The organism is Arsukibacterium sp. UBA3155 (genome assembly GCA_002364615.1).
Lineage (GTDB): Bacteria > Pseudomonadota > Gammaproteobacteria > Enterobacterales > Alteromonadaceae > Alishewanella.
In genome coordinates, this window is the sequence record DEYP01000002.1 from 63711 (window position 1) to 83419 (window position 19709).

Genomic DNA, 19709 nt, shown 5'->3' on the forward strand with positions numbered 1-19709 from the left:
TGTTCAGAGACTCTTGTTTTTTAGCAGCCGAAGTGAATTCGATACCACCAGCAGGGAGCTGAATGACATACCCAGCACTGCCACATAGGGGGAAACCAGGCCTGCTACCGCCAGGGGGATAATCAGCAGGTTATAACCTACAGCCCAGCCCAGATTTTGCCGGATCACCCGTGCGGTTTGCTTACCTGCACTTAGCAGGGTGGCCAAAGCGCCGATGTCCGGTTGTAACAATAACACATCAGCCTGGTTCTTTGATAAATCTGTGCCGGACTCTACCGCTACAGAAATATGGGCCGCATTAAAGCCCGGGCTGTCATTGATGCCATCGCCGACCATTAATACGGTATGGCCCTTTGTCACCAGGGCGTTAATCGCGGCTACTTTGTCTGCTGGGCTGCAACCCTGCTGCATAAAATCAAGCCGAAGTTCGCCGGCAAGCTTAGCTGCCTGACCTGAACTGTCGCCACTTAGCATCCCCACCTGATACCCCTGCTGCTGCAAGCGACTGATAAGTTGTTCTGTACCAGCGCGTAAGCTGTCAGCCAGGGTTATTGCCGCCACTAACTGTTGATCCAGTGTTACAAATACATTGGCCTGACCGGTCAGGGCTAGTTGCGCTGCACTTACCTGACAAAAATCCGCACTACCCACTTTTAGTAGCTGATTTTGCCAGGTGGCACTGATCCCCTGGCCAATACTAATGTCGATATCAGCAAGTTGGAGCTTCGATTGCAGGCTGCCAGCAAACGCCCTGGCAATAGGGTGTTCAGAGTGTTGTTCCAGATTAGCGATAAGGTTCAGCAGATTGCTGTCCGTTATGGCGTCGCCGGCAGAGCAGGGTATTCTGTTTATCTGCGTAATGCTAAAGCGGCCTTCGGTCAGCGTGCCGGTTTTATCGAAAATAATATGACTGAGTTCGGGCAGGGTTTCCAACGCCTGGGCATTTTTCACCAGGATGCCGTGCCGATTTAGCCTGGCCAGGGCGCAGGTTACAGCCGTGGGAGTTGCCAGACTTAACGCACAGGGACAGGTGGCGACCAGTACCGACAAGGTAACCCAGAACGCCCGGTCAGCATCCAGCCAGATATACCATAAGGCAAAGGTTGCAGCGGCAATAAGCAGCAAGCGCTCGACAAAATAACGGGCCAGTTTATCGGTTTTTTCAACCAGCCGCGGCTTGGTATGTAATGTTTGTTGCTGTAATTGAATTATCTGGCCAAGGCGGGAATGGGCCAATGTTGCGCTAACCGTTACGGTTAACAAGCCATCATGGTTGATCGTACCTGCCAGCACCGGCTGTCCCGGCTGGCAGCTTATCGCCGTATATTCACCGGTTAGCATCGACTCATCAACCGTGCTGTTGCCAGTTAAGACCACACCGTCAGCCGGAAAGGTTTCGCCTGGCTTCACCATAATGGTGTCGCCGGATTGAAGCCTGCGGGCCGATACAACGTGCTGCTGGTCGTCCTTAAGCAAGGTTGCTGACACCGGCATTATTTTCAGCAGGTTACTGGTGGCATCCCGTGCTTGCGCGCGCGCCCGGTACTCAAAAAACTTACCCAGCTGCAATAAAAAGGTAAACATGCAAACCGATTCAAAATAAACCTCGCCAGTCTGGGTAACGGTAGCGTACGCAGAGGCAAAAAAGGTGTAGTAAATAGCCAGGCTAACCGGTACATCCATGTTAAGTTGGCGGGCTTTAATGCTACGCCAGGCACTGCTGACAAAAGGCAGAGCGGCATATAACACAACCGGTAGGGTCAGGAGCATACTGATCCAGCGTAAATAGCCGTGATGTGACGCATCAATGCCACTGTATTCGCCAAAATACAAAGCAAAAGCCAGCATCATTACCTGCATGGTCATAATACCGGACACCGCCAGACGCTTTAGAAAACGGTTTAATTCGGCTTTGAACTGGCTTTCCTGTTCATCAGCAATAAAAGGACTGGCCTGATATCCCAGTTGGCTGATCAGTAATAAAATTTCACTTAGCGCGAGTTGTCCGGGTTGCCAGTTAAGTAATGCCCGCTGGGTTGAGGCGTTAATACTGACTTTATTGATGGCGACTTGTCTGCTGAGATGTTTTTCAATTAACCAGGCACAGGCTGCGCAGCTCATGCCGTTGATCGCTAGCTCAATTTCCGTGCCGTGTTGTTGTGGCTGACTGATGTCGGCCATAACCTCCGGGCTGTCGTATTGCTGTAAACTTGCCAGCAGCTCGGTAGGTAACCGCTCTGCTTTTGCGGCTGCTTTGGTGCGAAACTTATAGTAATCATCCAGGCCACTGGCAATAATGGTCTGCGCCACGGCCTGGCAACCTGCACAACAGAACAGTTCCTGCTTACCTGCAATAGTTAATCGAAAGCGCTCGCCAGTGATGACGGGCTCTAAACAATGAAAACAGCTAATGGTTGCCAATCCGACCTCTGCAGCGCATATCACTAATATCCGAGTTTAATTTCCTGTTCAGCGGGCAGCTCAAAAGTCGCCCGTAATTTCCACTGAGCGCTGTTATCGCTGACGTTCAAGCGCCATTTGCCTGTTGGGGTTAGTGGCAAGGTTGCAACATAGAGTAATTCGCCACTGCGCAGCGCATCAACGGCAAAATCCTGAGCGGCCAGGGTAGGGTGGTAAAAATCCAGATGAACACTATCCTCAAGTACTGCATTCTCGGCAAAACGCACCACGGCGCGGTTGCCGGCAATCAATACCGTGGCATTTAAGTTGCGTAATGCGGCCTCCCGGTATTTTGCTAATTGCAGATTGATGCTTTTACCGGCTTGGTAATAATCATCAACCACTAAATCAGGCTGCTGCTGATTCATCAATACCACTGCATAAATCGCCCGCAATGCGGTTAATACCGGAATGGCAATCAGGATCCAGGGCCATACTTGTTTATACCAGGGTTTAGTATCCTGTCGCATCATTACCTCTGTCTGGATAGTACTAAGCCCCTTTACGGGGCCTAGTGGGGTTTAGCCTGTTTTTATCGCTTATAACCTGTTAGCTGCGGGTTAAACGAAGCTAACCTGTGGTTTAACGTTTATCTTCCGGGTTAGACAACCGATAAACGTAAGCGGTAATAATATGTATTTTATCTTCACCCAGTGTATCTTTAAACGCCGGCATTACACCGTAACGGCCTTTAATTAAGGTCTCCTCGATGGCTCCGGCTGAACCACCATATAACCAGATATTATCGGTAAGATTGGGGGCACCGAAGGGAAGATTATGCGCCACACTGCCTTTGCCGTCTGCGCCATGACAAGCGGCACACAACCCAAACTTGGTTTTGCCGGCGGCGGCATCACGCTCATTAACTGCGCGGCCAGATAAACTCAGCACATAGGCAGTCATTTCTTTAATACCTTGCTCACCCAGGGCGGCTTCCCAACCTGGCATCGCAGCTCTGCGGCCATACAGTAAGGTTTCTTTAATCTTCGCTGTACTACCACCGTATAACCAATCGTTGTCGGTCAGGTTAGGATAGCCACGCTGGCCGCGGGCATCAGAACCATGACAAAGCGCACAGTTTTGCAGAAACAGCCGCTGGCCAATTTTTAGCGCGTCCGGATCATAAGCCAGGTCCAGCACATCACGCTGGGCAAATTGCTGAAATACCGGGCCATAGGTTGCTGCTGCGACTTCATTTTCAATGTCCAGCTGCACATTGCGACCTTCGGCTTTGGCTGCGACTATTGCTGCGCGCGATTCTTCCAGGTTTTTAATACCCTGGTTTGAACTGGTCCAGTTTAGAAAGCCGGGCCAATTCCCTAAACCCGGGTAGGCTGCCAGATAAAATACAGACCAGATCAATGTGCCGTAGAACATGTAAGTCCACCACTTGGGTAGTGGATTATTGACTTCTTTCAGGCCGTCTACTTCATGATCGGTGGTTTCATCTTCCGGTACGCCAACGTAGTTGGTTAAATTCCAGCGCAGAAGAATAAAGCAGCCAATCAGCACTGGTAACGTTAAAACAATGATCCAAGCACTCCAAAAGCTACTCATGATCTGACTCCCGTTTGGTTTTCTGTTCTTTTAATTCAGGTTCGTCGTCAAACACCAGGTTGGCCGCTTCGTCAAAATCTTTCTTACGTTTTTTACTGTAAGCCCAGATAACGAAAGCAACAAAGCCGACGAACAGAATCACGGTTAATACGCTATGAACTGTTGCAAATTCCATAATGGTTACTTCAACGCTGTGCCCAATGATTGCAGGTAGGCAATCAGGGCTTCCATTTCAGTTTTACCTTTTACTGAATCAGCGGCGCCGGCAATATCCTCATCAGTATATGGCACGCCAAACCCACGGAAGATTTCCAGTTTACGGGTAGTGTATTTGCCATCCAGTACATTGCGGTCTAACCACGGGTAACCAGGCATATTCGATTGTGGTACTACCGACCGGGGATCCATTAAGTGAGCGTAGTGCCAGTCATCGCTATAGCGATTACCAACCCTTGCCAGGTCTGGCCCGGTGCGCTTGGAGCCCCACAAAAATGGATGCTCCCACACGCTCTCGCCGGCAACCGAATAATGGCCGTAACGCTCAACTTCGGCTCTGAAAGGCCGGATCATCTGGCTGTGACAATTGGTGCAGCCTTCGCGGATAAAAATATCCCGGCCTTCCATTTGCAGCGCGGTATAGGGCGTTAATCCGTCGATGGGTTGCTTGGTTTCTTCCATAAACATCAGTGGCGTAATCTGAACCAGAGTACCAAAACTAATGGCGATGACGGTAAATATACCAAGCAGCCCAACACTTTTTTCTATTTTTTCGTGATGATTTTTCGACATGTCAAACCCCTTATGCCGTTGCTGGCACTGCGTGCGCCACTTCATCTTTACTACGGACGGTTTTATACACGTTGTACGCCATAATCAACATACCGACGACGACAAATACCCCACCAATAAAGCGCATCAGATAGAACGGCATAGACGCCTCTAAGCTTTGCACAAAGCTGTACGTCAGGGTGCCGTCGGTGTTAACGGCACGCCACATCATGCCCTGCATAATACCGGATATCCACATGGCAACGATGTACAGCACTACGCCAATGGTGTGTAACCAGAAATGGGTGTTGATCAGTTTGGTGCTATACATACCCACTTTGTTATAAACAACCGGAATAAGATGGTACATGGCGCCGATAGAGATCATCGCTACCCAGCCAAGCGCGCCAGAGTGAACATGGCCTATGGTCCAATCAGTGTAGTGGGACAAGGCGTTAACCGACTTAATCGCCATCATTGGGCCTTCAAAGGTCGACATGCCGTAAAATGACAAAGACACAATTAAGAACCGCAGTATCGGGTCGGTTTTCAGTTTATGCCAGGCTCCGGATAACGTCATGATGCCGTTAATCATGCCGCCCCAGCTTGGTACAAATAGCACGATAGACATCACCATGCCCAATGACTGAGTCCAGTCGGGTAACGCGGTATAATGTAAGTGGTGCGGACCTGCCCAGATATATAAGGCAATCAACGCCCAGAAGTGGACAATTGATAAGCGGTATGAGTATACCGGCCGACCAGCTTGCTTGGGTACAAAGTAGTACATCATGCCAAGGAAGCCCGCAGTTAACAGGAAGCCAACTGCATTGTGGCCGTACCACCATTGCACCATAGCATCCACTGCACCAGCGTAAATGGAATAGGATTTAAATAAGTTTAGCGGTACGACCATGCTGTTTACAATATGTAATGCAGCAACGGTAATAATAAAGCCGCCGTAGAACCAGTTAGCCACGTAAATATGACTGGTTTTACGCTTTACCAGCGTTCCAAAAAACACAATCGCAAACGACACCCAGACCAGGGTAATTAAAATATCAATCGGCCATTCCAGCTCTGCGTACTCTTTGCTCTGGCTCATGCCCATTGGCAGGGTGATGGCCGCGGCGACAATAACGAGCTGCCAGCCCCAGAAGGTAAACATGGCCAGTTTTTCCGCAAATAGCCGGGTTTGGCAGGTTCGTTGGACCACATAGTAACATGTGGCAAATAAGGCACTGGTACCAAATGCAAAAATAACTGCGTTGGTATGTAAAGGCCGCAAACGACTGTATGTCAGCCACGGAATATCAAAATTTAATGCCGGCCAGTAAAGCTGGGCTGCAAGTAATACACCCACCACCATGCCAACAATACCCCATAAAACGGTAGTGATGGCAAAGAGGCGGACAACGCTATAGTTGTATTCAACATTTAACGATTTGGTCTGGATCATGTTGAGTTCCGCTGCAGTTATGCTGGTTACTAAAATCCACCTTAAGGTGGCCCTTTCTTATAAAGTGGACAACTAACACCATGTTAACTTAGCTGTTGCAGCCACTGAATTTTGGGCGAAATGATACGAGTTTTGCCTTTTAAAAGATAGGTTAACTCGCCCATTTTATGACGTAGAACAAAGTCTCTGCTTAATAAACAGCCAATTGTAGTCACTATTTAGCCCTTTTGCTGAAAAGCCGGTACAATGCCATTATTTCCCGTCCTTAATTAGCCCATGCCAAAGTGGATAGCCGTTAGTTTCAGCCTGTTGATATTGCTGGCCTGTCAACCACCTAGGGGTGATGACAGCATGCTGGTGTTATATCAGCAACCGGCGCTTGCCGTTCGCTTAAGCCCGGCGACGGCACCGGTAGAAACACCATTGCAGATTACTGTGCAAAGTGAACAGCCCGTTACGGCAATCAGTGCCGAGCTAACCGGAGTAAGCATGTACATGGGGTTAATCCCGTTGCGTTTTCAAAAGCTTAGTACGGATGACTCAGCAGGTTCAGAGCAATGGCAGGCTGTCTTTCTGCTGGGAGCCTGCGCTGATCCTGCCATGATCTGGCAACTGAACTTGACGCTCCAGTTGGCTGATGGTCAAAAACTTTTGATAAATGAGCGGTTTAATTCAAGCTGGTAAAAAGTCTGATTTAAAGCTTGTCAGCTGGCTAAAATATGTTCAGTATGGGTCGGCGAAACAAGCAGAGGCTAACGCTAATTTCATTCAGAGGTTAACCGCAATGACCAGTGATTTTGTCCGCAATATTCATTTAGCAACCGCTCAGCAGCTACGGGACCAGGGTGCTGATTTAACTGTGATTTTAGAGCACTTTGATAGCGTTTTCCTGCCTCAGGATGAGCTGCCGGAAATGCTGGACCAACTTGGCTACCCGCAACAGGATCTTAAGCAGTTTTTACACGGCCAGTGTTAAGGCGCCTGGAGTGTCTGGGCCAACGCTAGAACGCTGATCTGGCTAATATTAAGCCAGGCGCTTTCTACACAAACAAATTCGGTAAAGCCGTTATCTGCCATATCGGGCAGGTCACGGCTTTTTTGTTGCCATGGGTTCCAGATAACACTGGCATCGTGACCTTGCTGAGTAATACACCGTAGTTGCTTGTCATCCGACAAGTGTAACTGCGAGCCAGTATCATAATAAATACGGTCGGTCTCTGCCGTAAAATGCACGACGCCGTCTTGCTGCTGGCGTTGTGCGTTGGCCACCTTGTCAAAATAATCGGGGCTCAGGCCTGTTACTAAGGTTTGCTGCAGGTTGCTGACGGTAAAATAGCTGTGTAGCGCGGCTTGCTGATATAAAGGAGTATTGCATACCAGTTGCATGCTCAAGTTAGCAGAAGTTAGGGTAACGACCAGGTTGAGCGTTACCGGTTGCTGCTCGCTGGCTGAAAGCCACAAACTCGCGGGGATATCGTCAACCGTTATTGTCAGGGTGACACAGACGGAATCTTCAGTTGTCTTGCTGTGCGTCAATTGCCACATCCGGTTTCGAACCAGACCATGATTATGCAGTGGCAGCTGCTGGGGGTTAAGTTTTGGGTTAACAGGGCCAAACCAGGGCCAGCACACCGGCACGCCGCCCCGAATCGCTGTGCTGTTATGCCACTGTGCTTTAGCAGATAACCAAAGTAACTCGTTACCTGCAGTGGGCTGGTAAGACAATACCTGACCGCCATACAACGATAACACTGCAGTGGCGTTAGCACATTGCAGTGTCAGGCAAGGCAAATCAGTTAACTGAGCAAAACCAGTATGCTGACTGACTGAGGGTTGTATGGTCATTAAGCAGGCATCTTTTACTTCATTAACTCAACTACGTTATCGAGCATTCGGTTACTGAAGCCCCATTCATTGTCGTACCATGACATTACTTTTACCAACCTGCCATTTACCCGGGTTTCAGAGGCATCAAAAATAGATGACATCGGGTTGTGATTAAAATCGACCGACACCAGCGGCAAGTCGTTAACTGCTAGTACCTGATTCATCGGGCTTTGCGCGGCTGCGGCGCGAATAATATCATTTACTTCTTCAATACTGGTATCCCGACCGGCAATAAAGGTTAAATCAACCAGAGAGACATTAAGCGTAGGAACCCGCACCGCGAGACCGTCAAACTTGCCTTTGAGTTCTGGCACGACTAAACCTACTGCCGCTGCAGCGCCTGTTTTGGTCGGGATCATCGACATGGCGGCTGCCCGGGCCCGGCGCACATCGGTATGATACACATCGCTCAGACGCTGATCATTGGTGTAAGCATGAATAGTGGTCATTAAACCGGATTCGATACCCAGCGCATCTGACAGCGGTTTAGCAATGGGCGCCAGGCAATTAGTGGTGCAAGAGGCGTTAGAGATAATGGTCATTTGTGGGGTAATGACCTGATGATTCACGCCGTACACCACAGTGGCATCAACGTCTTTGCCCGGTGCAGATATAATGACTTTTTTGGCACCGGCAGTTAAATGGGCGCCGGCAGTTTTGCGATCGGTAAATAAGCCGGTACACTCTAGTACAACGTCTACTTTTAAATCGCTCCATGGCAGGTCTGCCGGGTTACGGATGCTTAAGGTTTTGATTGGGTCTTCGTTGACATAAATAGCCTGCTCGTCATGAGTTACCGTGGCAGCAAAAATACCGTGAGCGGTGTCATACTTTAGCAAGTGTGCATTAATAGCCGCATCGCCTAAATCGTTAATGGCTACAATTTTAATATCGTAATTTTTGCTGCTTTCATATAAAGCACGTAACACATTGCGGCCAATGCGGCCAAAGCCATTAATTGCGACCCGAATAGACATAGCGACTCCAGAATTAAATTTGAACCAGTAAAATGAGTATGCGCAGAGATTGAAAACGTATTCATCCAATCGTATTCAATCACTATTGTGTAGTAAAATTACATTAAAGCTGGCATTTTTCAAGTTTTATACTGCATTAAATTGGTTTTTTGTAATTTAATAACGTAAATTGATTTGGTGTTGTCATAACCTTTAACGGTAAAATAAAGCCAACTAACTGTTTAAACAAAGGAATATAAAATGGATGCCGCGCTACTGGCCGAACTGGTTGCTTTCTCAGGAATTGAAACTGAATTTAATGACGCCTGGGGTAAGCCTACCCAGGTTGCTGCTGCCGATCAGTTAGCCTTGCTCGCTGCCCAGGGTTTTAATATAGCAGATGAGGATGCCGCCAGAGCGGAACTTGTTGAGCGACAGCTTGATTTCTGGCAGCAAATTCTCTCTCCGGTTTCGGTGCAGACGCTTGGTGAGCCAATAATGTTCGAGTTACAGGTGCCGCTGGTGCTGGCTAACCACGACTTTGATTTTTTATTACACACTGAGCAGGGTCAGCGTTATCAGTTTAGTACCGAGCCGGTGGCAGGCGAGCTGGTTCAAGTTACCGTAATTGACGAGGAAGAATATCAGCAATACCAGCACAAGCTGGATTATCCGCTGGAGGCTGGTTACCACCGCCTGATCCTTACCTGTAAAGACACTGAGTTTAGTTTTGAGCAACGTTTAATTATCACTCCTGGCAGTTGCTATCAGCCAGCACAATTTGCTCAGCAAAAGCAATGGGGCGTTTCGGTGCAACTATATGGTTTACGCTCTGCCCGTAATTGGGGCGTTGGTGATTTTACAGATTTAGCTACCCTGGTAAATTATCTGGCCGGGCAGGGGGCCGATTTTGTGGGCTTAAATCCTATTCATGCGCTGTATCCGGCCATGCCCGAAAGTGCCAGCCCATATAGTCCGTCTTCCCGGCGTTGGCTAAATATTATTTATATTGATGTCACCGCGATGCCAGGTTATCAGCACTGCAGCGCGACCCGGGATAGGGTAAGCACCGCGGCTTTTAGCGAGGCGCTGCTGGCACAGCGTGCTCGAGACTGGGTTGATTACAGTGCAGTGTTGCAACTTAAGCTGCCGGTAATGCAAAGCTTGTATCAGTGGTTTGTGCAGCAAAGCAAAAAGAAAGCCGATTTAGCGAGCGAATTTGTTGAATTTAAGCGTGAGGGCGGCGATAGCTTGCGGCAGTTGGCGCTATACGATGCACTGCATGCCTATTTAATTAAGCAGGATAGCAACTACTGGGGATGGCCAAACTGGCCTGAGCAATATCGTGATTTGCACAGTGACGCGGTGCAGCAGTTTGCAGAGGAGCATCAGGCAGAGCTGGATTTTTATTGTTATTTGCAGTTTATTGCTCAGCAACAACTTAATGCCGTGCAACAACAAGCGAAAAGCGCAGGGATGTTACTGGGGTTATATCGCGACTTAGCGGTTGGTGTTAGTGAAGCATCTACCGAAATCTGGAGCAATGGCGATTTATATTGTCGCGATGCCAGCGTGGGTGCCCCGCCAGATCCATTAGGTCCGGCAGGCCAGAACTGGGGGCTGCCACCCATGTTGCCCTATCAGTTGTACAGTCAGGCGTATCAGCCTATGGTCGACTTATTCAGGAGTAACATGCAGGATGCGGGCGCGCTCAGAATAGACCATGTAATGGCGCTGCTGCGGCTGTGGTGGGTGCCCAAATCTGCAGAAAATGCCGGTGGCGGCGCTTATGTTTATTATCCGATAATGGATTTACTGGGTATTTTGGCGCTTGAGAGTCAACGTCAGCAGGCCGTGATAATTGGTGAAGACTTAGGTACGGTACCAGAGGGGATCCGGGAGTTATTGCAAGACTATGGCATCTATTCTTACCGGGTTTTCTTTTTTGAAACGGCGGCGGACGGCGGTTATATCTCGCCGGCCCATTATCCGGCGCAGGCGATGGCAACCTTAAGTACCCATGATTTACCAACCTTAATTGGCTTCTGGCATTGTGATGATCTGAAACTGGGGCAGCAGCTGGGCTTGTACAAAGATGAGCATCAGTTGCAGGGTTTGTATCAACAACGCCATGCTAATAAACAACAAATTCTCGATTCTCTGCACGGTCATGGGATGTTGCCAGCCGATTATCCGCGCAAAGTTGATAATCTCGGCATGGATCGCACCCTTAACTTTGCCCTGCAGCGCCATCTGGCTGCCGGCAGCAGTCAGCTGCTGTGTCTGCAATTGGAAGACTGGCTGGAGATGACCCAGCCGGTTAATGTACCGGGCACCAGTGATGAATATCCAAACTGGCGCCGCAAGTTAAGCCGCGAGCTGGAGCAGTGGACGAACGAGCCACATATTCAAGACTTACTTGCTCAGCTAAGCGCAGCAAGAGCCGGTTAACGTGTTTTGCTGCGAACAATAACAGAATAAGGACAGAGACCATGACATTAGCGCAATTAAACCAGGCAACCTGTAGCCAGCCTTTTTCGGTGCTGGGCTGGCAGGCAAACTGTTACAGTGCCAAAGGCACCGGTATGCTGCTGCGAACTTTTTTACCACATGCGCTAACGGTAGAAGCTTTTGAGTACCAGAGTGATAAAAGCCTGGGTAAACTTGCACCACATGCTGATGTTAAAGGTGTCTTTGAATTAGTACTGGCTCGCAAAAGAAAAATAGGTGCGTATTATCTGCGGGTAAGCGATGCGCACAGTACCTATCGTTGTGTTGATCCTTATCAGTTTCGCGAGCAAGCGTTTTATGCGGTACATCATGTGCATAGCCAACCTGAAAATCTGTATCGCCAGCTTGGCGCCCAGATCATCAGCTTACAACCAGATGGTAAATTGCTATCAGCTACCCGTTTTGCCGTGTATGCACCTGAGGCCCGCAGTGTCAGCGTTGTAGGGGATATGAATGGCTGGGATGGCCGCTGTCACCCGATGGAGCGCACTGATTGCGGCCACTGGGTGCTGGTAATGCCTGAGGTCAGCAGTGGCGCACGCTATAAATTTGAAATTAAAGATAAAAACGAAAATGTATTGCCCCATAAGGCTGATCCAATGGCGTTTTATGCCGAGCAATATCCGTCGCACGCCTCTTTGGTTTATGACCATAACAGCTATCAGTGGCAGGATAAAACCTGGCGCGAGCGGCCAGCTTCTGACCCTTATCAGAGCGCCATCAGTATATACGAGCTGCATATTGGCAGTTGGCGGCGCAAAGAAGATAACCAGCCGCTGAATTACCAGGAACTGGCAGAGCAGTTAATTCCCTATTTGTTGGAGATGGGCTATACCCATATTGAATTGTTACCTGTTATGGAACACCCGTTCGATGGGTCCTGGGGCTATCAGCCTCTGGGCCTATTTGCGCCCACCTCACGCTTTGGTACCCCTGATCAGTTTAAAGCCTTTGTTGATGCCTGCCATCAGGCCGGTATTGGCGTTATCCTGGACTGGGTGCCGGCTCATTTTCCGGAAGATGGTCACGGTTTAGCAAAGTTTGATGGCAGCCATTTATATGAATATGCCGATCCGCGCCGCGGTTGGCACCCAGACTGGAATTCCTGCATTTATGATTATGGCAAAGACTACGTCAGGCAGTTTTTAGTCGCCAGTGCACTTTATTGGCTGGAGCATTTTCATATTGATGGGATCCGTGTCGATGCAGTGGCCTCAATGTTATATTGGGATTATTCGCGAAACGAGGGTGAATGGGTACCTAATATTGACGGCGGTAACCATAACTATGAAGCCATCAGCTTGTTTAAATGGTTAAACACTGAGGTGTACGGTAAGTTTCCTCAGGCCATGACCATTGCTGAAGAATCTACCTCTTTTCCTCAGGTATCGCGGCCGGTAGATAGTTGTGGACTGGGTTTTGGTTTTAAATGGAATATGGGCTGGATGAATGACAGCCTGCGTTATATCAGTAAAGATCCTTCTTATCGGAAGTATCATCACAGCGACTTAACCTTTTCCATGGTGTATGCCTATAACGAAAACTTTATTTTGCCGTTATCTCACGATGAAGTGGTGCACGGCAAAGGCAGTTTAATAAACAAAATGCCAGGTGATGAGTGGCAGCAAGCGGCAAATTTACGGGCCTACATTGCCTTTATGTTTGCCCATCCAGGCAAAAAACTGAATTTTATGGGTAATGAGTTGGGGCAAAGCCGGGAGTGGAGCCATAACCAAAGCCTGGACTGGCATTTGCTGGCGTACCCTAAACATAAAGGCATGCAGCAGCTGTTCCGAGACCTTAACCACAGCTACCAGCGTTGCAAACCGTTACACCAGCTGGATTACCAGCAACAGGGCTTCAGCTGGCTCGATCATAACGATTCAGAACACAGCACCTTAAGTTTTGTCCGCCGTGACAGCGCTGGCAACTCCATTTACGTGGTCGCCAATTTTACCCCAATACCACGCGATAATTTTATGCTGGGTGTAGAGCACGCCGGTGACTATGAGGTTGTGGTCAATACTGACAGTGAATATTACTGGGGCGGTAATTACGCAGTGGGCAGCCATTTGCCTGCGGCAGCGCCCGGCTGCCACGGTAAATCTCTGGCTATCCGGTTAAACCTGCCACCCTTAGCCTGCTTATATTTACGAAAAAAGGATGCCGCGTAATGAATGCAGAGCTGGACAATAACGCCTTATCAGTGCAAATCAGCCATGGCAACAGTTACCCTTTGGGGCCAAGCCTGGTAGCCGACAGCTGTTGGAATTTCGCGGTATTTGCTCCTGATGCTGCTGCGTTAGTGCTATGCCTGTATCGACCTGATACCGAAGAGCAATTGGCCGAGTTGGTGTTTAGCGGCCGCACCGGCAGTGTCTGGCATGTGCAGGTAGATGGGATTATTGACGGCACCTTGTATGCGTTAAAAGCCGACGGCGCCTGCAACAGCAGTGCTGGCCTGCGTTTTGATAAAGAGCGCGTGCTGATTGACCCCTATAGCCGAAAACTTAATCGCCCTCAGGTTTGGCAATCAGAGCAATATCAGCAAAAAAGCCATCTGGCGTTAGCCAAAGGTGTGCTGGACGTTGCTACCTACAGCCGGCAAGACACAGGTTTTGATTGGCAAGGGAGTCACAAACCTAATATTGCCCGCGAGAAAACGGTTATTTACGAGGCGCACGTCAAAGGCCTGACCATGCAACACCCCGATGTGCCCGATGCCATTAAGGGTACTTATCTGGGGGTGTGTCATGCCAGTATTATCCGTCATTTAAAGCAGCTTGGTATTACCAGCATACAACTGTTGCCTGTGGCAGCCTTTATGGCAGAGCCCAGGTTAACCTGCCTTGGCCTGACCAATTACTGGGGCTATAACCCGGTCAATTTTTTTGCACCGGATCCACGCTATCAACGGGATGATGCGGTAGCAGAATTTAAAGAAATGGTGCGGACTCTGCATCAACATGGCATTGAAGTGATCCTTGATGTGGTGTTTAACCATAGTGCTGAGGCGGGCGACGATGGTCCGGTCTTGAGTTTTCGTGGCCTGGCGGATCGCCATTATTACTTGTTTCACAGCCATGCCGACATGGTGGATTACCAAAACTATTGTAATTTTACTGGCTGCGGTAATACCTTCAATATCGCCAACCCGGCCACTCAGCGGTTGGTAATGGATGCTCTGCGTTATTGGCTGACCGAGATGCAGGTTGATGGTTTTCGCTTTGATTTAGCGGTTACGCTGGGCCGCGAGCATAAACGCTTTAACCCTTATGCCAGTTTTTTTCAGATAGTTGCCCAGGACCCGGTGCTATCACAAGCTAAACTGATTGCCGAGCCCTGGGATGTCGGGCCTTTTGGCTACCATCTGGGCCAGTTCCCGGCCAACTGGTCAGAGCTGAATGACAAGTGCCGGGATACCTTCCGGGCGTTTTGGCGCGGCGATAAAGGCGTGTTGGCTGAATTCGCAACGCGGCTGCTGGGCTCACGCGATACTTTTCAGAAGCATCATAAACCCGCCAGTTGCAGCGTAAATTATCTGACCTACCATGATGGCTTTACCCTGGACGATTTAGTCAGTTACTGCGATAAACATAACTGGCAAAACGGCGAGCAAAACCGCGATGGCCATGGTCACAATTTAAGTAGTAATCATGGCGTAGAGGGCGCCACGACCGATCCGGTTATTTTGGCCCGGCGTTACCAGCACAAACGCAATCTGGCGGCTACCTTATTGCTCAGTCAGGGCATGATCCACTGGTTAGGCGGCGATGAGCTTAGTCATACTCAGGGCGGAAATAATAACGCCTATTGCCAGGACAATCCGGTAAGCTGGCTGAGCTGGCAGCTAAATGCTCAGCAACAGAAATTTCAGGAGTTTATCTGTCAGTTAGTTCAATTACGACAACAATTCAGCTGCTTACAGCAGTTATCGTTGCAAGATGATCAATACCAATTGCACGGTGATAAACATCAGGTGTGTTGGTTTTTAGCCGATGGCACTGAAAAGCAACAGCACGACTGGCATGATCCGCTGCGAGCTGTCTGTATTTTCCGGATTAGCAATCGTCGAACTGGCAAAGCACTATTGTTTGTGTTTAATGGCGCTGAGCAGTCAATTGAGTTAACACTGCCGACAGAGAAAGCCGAAGGCGGCTGGCAGCGGTTGTTCGATACGGCCCACAATGACGGATTTAAAGACAGTAACACCGGCTTACATCGCGATTATTTACAGAGTGCGCACAGTATATCGGTGTGGCAATAGGTTTATCAGCGCTTATACCGTATAATGCGCGCCATTTTCCGAGCCTGTTGTTGGCTTAGCAACGTTACGTAAAGGATCGTCAGATGACAGATACAGCGCCACTTTGTGATATCGGTTTTGTCGGAGCCGGGGTGATGGGTAAAAACCTGATTTTAAACCTTGCCGATAATGGCTATCGGGTAGCCGCCTTCGATTTAGACCATCAGAAACTGGAAGCGGTACTGGCACAAGATAAAGCTGAGCGTGGCGATAAGCCCGCTAGAGTTATTGGCTGCAGCTCGTATACCGAATTATTATCACGTTTATCTGCGCCGCATTTAATTGTACTGTCAGTTCCAGCCGGTAAGCCGGTCGACGATATATGCCATAAGCTTATTGATGCCGGTATTCAGGCAGACGATATTATTGTCGATACCGGCAACAGCTTGTGGACTGATACCGTTGCCCGCGAAAAACAGTATGAAGGCAAATTTATTTTCTTCTCTACTGCGGTATCAGGGGGGGAAGTTGGCGCGCGCTTCGGCCCTTCCTTGATGCCAAGTGGCGACCCGTATGCCTGGACCCGGATTAAGCCTCTGTGGCAGGCCATTGCTGCTAAAGTAGATCCTGTAACCGGTAAGCCAATAGAACGTTTTGAACCTGGCAACCCCGTTACTGAAGGCGAGCCTTGTGCCACTTACATTGGTCCCAGTGGGTCGGGCCATTACGTAAAAATGGTTCATAACGGTATTGAATACGCCGATATGCAGCTGATTTGTGAAGCCTATCAGGTAATGCGTGACGTGCTTGGCATGACATCTGCCGCCATTGCTGAGGTTTTCAAACAATGGAATGAAGGCCCTCTTAACAGCTATTTAATTGGCATTAGTGCCGAAGTGCTGGCCACCAAAGACTCAGAAACCGGTTTGCCGCTGGTTGATGTGATTATGGATAAAGCCGGCCAGAAAGGCACCGGCCTGTGGACTGCGGTAAGCAGCCTGCAACTGGGCAGCCCGTCGCCCACTATCGCCGAAGCAGTCTACGCCCGTTCGTTATCTGCGCTGAAACACGAGCGGGTTAAAGCCGCTACTGTGCTGGCAGGCCCGGCACAGAACCTCATTTCTGCAGAGCAAAAAGACGAGATAATTCAGGCGCTGCAGGATGCGCTGTACTGCGCCAAAATTTGTGTGTATGCCCAGGGGTTTCATTTAATGAAGACGGCAGCAGACGAGCACGGCTGGCAACTAAATTTTGCAGAAATAGCAAAAATATGGCGCGCCGGTTGTATTATCCGCGCGGTGTTTTTGCAATCAATTACCGACGCTTACGAGCGCAATGACGAGCTGGAAAACCTGCTGCTTGATCCGTTTTTTGCCAAACAAATATCGGTTTATCAGCACAATTGGCGCAAAGCAGTGGCTAATGCCACCCTGGCCGGTATTCCGGTAGCGGCATTAAGTTCTGCGCTGAGCTATTACGATTCTTACCGCACAGCGGTATTGCCGGCAAACCTGCTGCAAGGCCAACGTGATTACTTTGGTGCCCATACCTTCGAGCGTACAGATAAAGCCAAAGGTAAAATGTTTCATGTGGACTGGAGTAACCCGGCGCGGCCAATGGTGAAGATAAAATGACGATAACCCATAATATTGAGAAAATTGGTACGCCGGGTACGGCAAATAGCACCAAGGTGTTGTTGTTAGGTGCCGGTGAGCTTGGAAAAGAGCTGTGTATTGAACTTAAACGCTATGGCTGTGAAGTCATTGCGGTAGACCGCTATCCTAATGCGCCGGCAATGCAGGTCGCTGATAAGGCTGTGGTGATGTCGATGCTGGATAACGCGGCACTGCGCCAGTTGGTGATCAGTGAAAAGCCGGCACTGATAGTGCCAGAATTGGAAGCTATTGCCACCTCGGTACTAATTGAGCTGGAAGATTGCGGCTTTAATGTGGTGCCCAGCGCTAAGGCAGTTAATCTGACCATGAACCGTGAAGGGATCCGCCGTCTGGCTGCTGAAGAGTTAAAGCTGGCAACCTCGCCATTTCAGTTTGCCAGTGATAAAGACAGCTTTATACAGGCAATTGCCGCCATTGGTTACCCCTGTGTGGTCAAACCTATTATGTCGTCCAGCGGCAAAGGTCAGAGCGTGCTTCGCAGCGAGTCAGATATTGATGCGGCCTGGCTTTACGCTCAGGAAGGCGGCCGTGCCGGCAAGGGCAGGGTTATCGTCGAGGGTTTTATTGATTTTGATTACGAAATTACCTTGCTGACCATTAATTCGCTGACCGGAATTCAATATTGTGAGCCTATCGGCCATCGTCAGGAAAAAGGTGATTACCGGGAGAGCTGGCAGCCCCAGGCAATGAGTGACAGCGCGCTGACAGAAACTAAACGTTATGCGAAAGCCGTGGTAGAGGCGCTTGGCGGCCGGGGTTTATTTGGGGTAGAGCTGTTTATTAAAGGCGATACGGTGTATTTCTCTGAAGTCTCCCCAAGGCCACATGATACCGGCATGGTTACCCTGATTTCCCAGCAGTTAAGCGAGTTTGCATTGCACGCCCGCGCCATTTTAGGTTTGCCTATTCCCTATATTAAACACTTTGGCCCGGCAGCATCTGCTGTATTGTTAGTTCCCGGCAACAGTGCGGATATTCAGTATCAGGGCTTAGCTAAGGCGCTAAGCGAACCGGACACCGAACTGCGTATTTTCGGTAAGCCGGAAGTGCAGGGCGAGCGGCGGATGGGTGTCGCACTGGCTCTGAGCGACACGGTTGAAGCCGCGACCGATAAAGCCCTTAAGGTCATCAGCCAGTTAAGCGTAACGCTGAAGTAGCACTTAAAATGAGTTCTTAATAAATAAAAAACCACCTGCGGGTGGTTTTTTTAAACAGGTTAATTTATTTTTCCTGATTGATAATGCTTTTATCCAGCAGCAGCGGCTGATCGCTAAATACCCAGTTAATGCCGCGGGCTGCTTCACGATTTACAATGTCGGGGTGGTTAACCTGGCCGGTGCCGATGCTTTTACCAGCCGCTTTCAGCTGGTCTATTGCTGTTTGGTTAAACAGGGCAAAAGAGCCTGCAACAGCACCGTGACCCAGCGCCAGGTTCTGGCGGATAATATCTCTGGTGTTGGTTGTTGCCACATCCATCAATGCTGAAGCTGGCAACTGGCGAAAGCCTTCAAGATAATCAGGCTCAAGGCTTAGCAGGTGATAATGCTCGCCAGGCTCAAGCGTGTCTAATAATCTGGTTAACTGAGGCTGCAATGGCTTATTCTCACGCCAGGATACTTTTAGCTCTATCATCAGGTGCAAGTGCTTACCATATCGTTCAATTACCTCTTGCAGGTGCGGTATTTGCGGCAGTTCGTGGCGTAATGTGGCAAAAGTAGTGCTAGCAATCTGCAAATCAGGCCGCTGAAATAGACGGCCGCAGGCCGGATCATGATGCACCACCGGCTCGCCATCCAGGGTAAGCCGGACATCCAGTTCAATTCCCCAAATGTTGTGTTTAACACAACGGTCAAAGGCCGCCAGGGTATTCTCCGGTGCCGGGCTGTTGTTACCCGCAATATAGGCACCGCGATGCGCTACCAGTTTTACCTGGACAGGATCGGCCGCTATCCGGCACGCCGGGCTGAGTCGCCATAGCTGGTTGGCCAGAGTATTAAGATGATGTGTCCAGTCGGGCACTGTAATAAGCCACTAATAGAAACAAGTTGTTCACTTTACGAATAAAATCCACTAGCATCAAGCGCGGTTTAAATAGCAATAAAAAATTGTGCTCGTAAGCAGGTGTTATGTTCATCGATAAACTACGTTTTTTCAAGTCAACATGTATCGGCCTTGTTTTACTGTGCAGT

The 19709-nt window shown here is 49.3% G+C and carries 16 protein-coding genes; 7 read left to right on the forward strand and 9 right to left on the reverse strand.

Annotation, left to right across the window (positions count from 1 at the left end; all coding sequences use genetic code 11):
- Positions 1-3 precede the first annotated feature (3 nt).
- The 6 genes from B2X65_RS00330 to ccoN form a co-directional block, all read right to left on the reverse strand.
- Positions 4-2421, reverse strand: a complete 2418-nt coding sequence (locus B2X65_RS00330; protein ID WP_290609759.1) for a heavy metal translocating P-type ATPase — start codon at positions 2419-2421, stop codon at positions 4-6.
- Between the two features lie 23 nt (positions 2422-2444).
- Positions 2445-2933, reverse strand: a complete 489-nt coding sequence (locus B2X65_RS00335; protein WP_290609761.1) for a FixH family protein — start codon at positions 2931-2933, stop codon at positions 2445-2447.
- A 109-nt stretch (positions 2934-3042) separates the two neighbouring features.
- Entirely contained in the window at positions 3043-4017 is a 975-nt protein-coding gene (gene ccoP, locus B2X65_RS00340; protein ID WP_290609763.1) for a cytochrome-c oxidase, cbb3-type subunit III, read from the reverse strand.
- Positions 4010-4192 carry a cbb3-type cytochrome oxidase subunit 3 gene (locus B2X65_RS00345; protein WP_290609765.1) on the reverse strand — a complete coding sequence of 61 codons (183 nt, stop codon included), beginning with the start codon at positions 4190-4192 and terminating at the stop codon, positions 4010-4012. The genes ccoP and B2X65_RS00345 overlap by 8 nt, the downstream gene beginning before the upstream one ends.
- Before the next feature lie 5 nt (positions 4193-4197).
- Positions 4198-4806 carry a cytochrome-c oxidase, cbb3-type subunit II gene (ccoO, locus tag B2X65_RS00350; RefSeq protein ID WP_290609767.1) on the reverse strand — a complete coding sequence of 203 codons (609 nt, stop codon included), beginning with the start codon at positions 4804-4806 and terminating at the stop codon, positions 4198-4200.
- Between the two features lie 10 nt (positions 4807-4816).
- The gene (ccoN, locus tag B2X65_RS00355) at positions 4817-6244 is read right to left on the reverse strand and encodes a cytochrome-c oxidase, cbb3-type subunit I (protein ID WP_290609769.1); all 1428 of its coding nucleotides are present in this window, start codon (positions 6242-6244) and stop codon (positions 4817-4819) included.
- Positions 6245-6520: 276 nt separating this feature from the next.
- On the opposite strand from ccoN, the gene B2X65_RS00360 reads away from it, so the two are divergent.
- Positions 6521-6928, forward strand: coding sequence for a hypothetical protein (locus B2X65_RS00360; RefSeq protein WP_290609771.1), 408 nt, complete (start codon positions 6521-6523; stop codon positions 6926-6928).
- A gap of 100 nt (positions 6929-7028) precedes the next feature.
- Complete coding sequence (locus B2X65_RS00365) at positions 7029-7220, forward strand: hypothetical protein (RefSeq protein WP_290609773.1); 192 nt, start codon at positions 7029-7031, stop codon at positions 7218-7220.
- Here B2X65_RS00365 and B2X65_RS00370 read toward each other — a convergent pair.
- Both B2X65_RS00370 and gap read right to left on the reverse strand, forming a co-directional pair.
- Entirely contained in the window at positions 7217-8089 is an 873-nt protein-coding gene (locus B2X65_RS00370) for a D-hexose-6-phosphate mutarotase (RefSeq protein WP_290609775.1), read from the reverse strand. The genes B2X65_RS00365 and B2X65_RS00370 overlap by 4 nt on opposite strands.
- Positions 8090-8103: 14 nt before the next feature.
- Positions 8104-9108, reverse strand: coding sequence for a type I glyceraldehyde-3-phosphate dehydrogenase (gene gap, locus B2X65_RS00375; RefSeq protein WP_290609777.1), 1005 nt, complete (start codon positions 9106-9108; stop codon positions 8104-8106).
- 240 nt (positions 9109-9348) lie between these two features.
- On the opposite strand from gap, the gene malQ reads away from it, so the two are divergent.
- The 5 genes from malQ (at position 9349) to purT (ending at position 18677) form a co-directional block, all read left to right on the forward strand.
- Complete coding sequence (malQ, locus tag B2X65_RS00380) at positions 9349-11538, forward strand: 4-alpha-glucanotransferase (RefSeq protein ID WP_290609779.1); 2190 nt, start codon at positions 9349-9351, stop codon at positions 11536-11538.
- A 41-nt stretch (positions 11539-11579) separates the two neighbouring features.
- Positions 11580-13772, forward strand: coding sequence for a 1,4-alpha-glucan branching protein GlgB (glgB, locus tag B2X65_RS00385; RefSeq protein ID WP_290609781.1), 2193 nt, complete (start codon positions 11580-11582; stop codon positions 13770-13772).
- Positions 13772-15865, forward strand: coding sequence for a glycogen debranching protein GlgX (gene glgX / locus B2X65_RS00390; RefSeq protein ID WP_290609783.1), 2094 nt, complete (start codon positions 13772-13774; stop codon positions 15863-15865). The genes glgB and glgX overlap by 1 nt, the downstream gene beginning before the upstream one ends.
- A gap of 83 nt (positions 15866-15948) precedes the next feature.
- Positions 15949-17478, forward strand: a complete 1530-nt coding sequence (gene gndA / locus B2X65_RS00395) for an NADP-dependent phosphogluconate dehydrogenase (RefSeq protein WP_290609784.1) — start codon at positions 15949-15951, stop codon at positions 17476-17478.
- The gene (gene purT / locus B2X65_RS00400) at positions 17475-18677 is read left to right on the forward strand and encodes a formate-dependent phosphoribosylglycinamide formyltransferase (RefSeq protein ID WP_290609786.1); all 1203 of its coding nucleotides are present in this window, start codon (positions 17475-17477) and stop codon (positions 18675-18677) included. Before gndA ends, purT begins: the two co-directional genes overlap by 4 nt.
- Before the next feature lie 64 nt (positions 18678-18741).
- Here purT and B2X65_RS00405 read toward each other — a convergent pair whose 3' ends face one another.
- Positions 18742-19539 carry a glycerophosphodiester phosphodiesterase gene (locus B2X65_RS00405; RefSeq protein ID WP_290609788.1) on the reverse strand — a complete coding sequence of 266 codons (798 nt, stop codon included), beginning with the start codon at positions 19537-19539 and terminating at the stop codon, positions 18742-18744.
- Positions 19540-19709 lie beyond the last annotated feature (170 nt).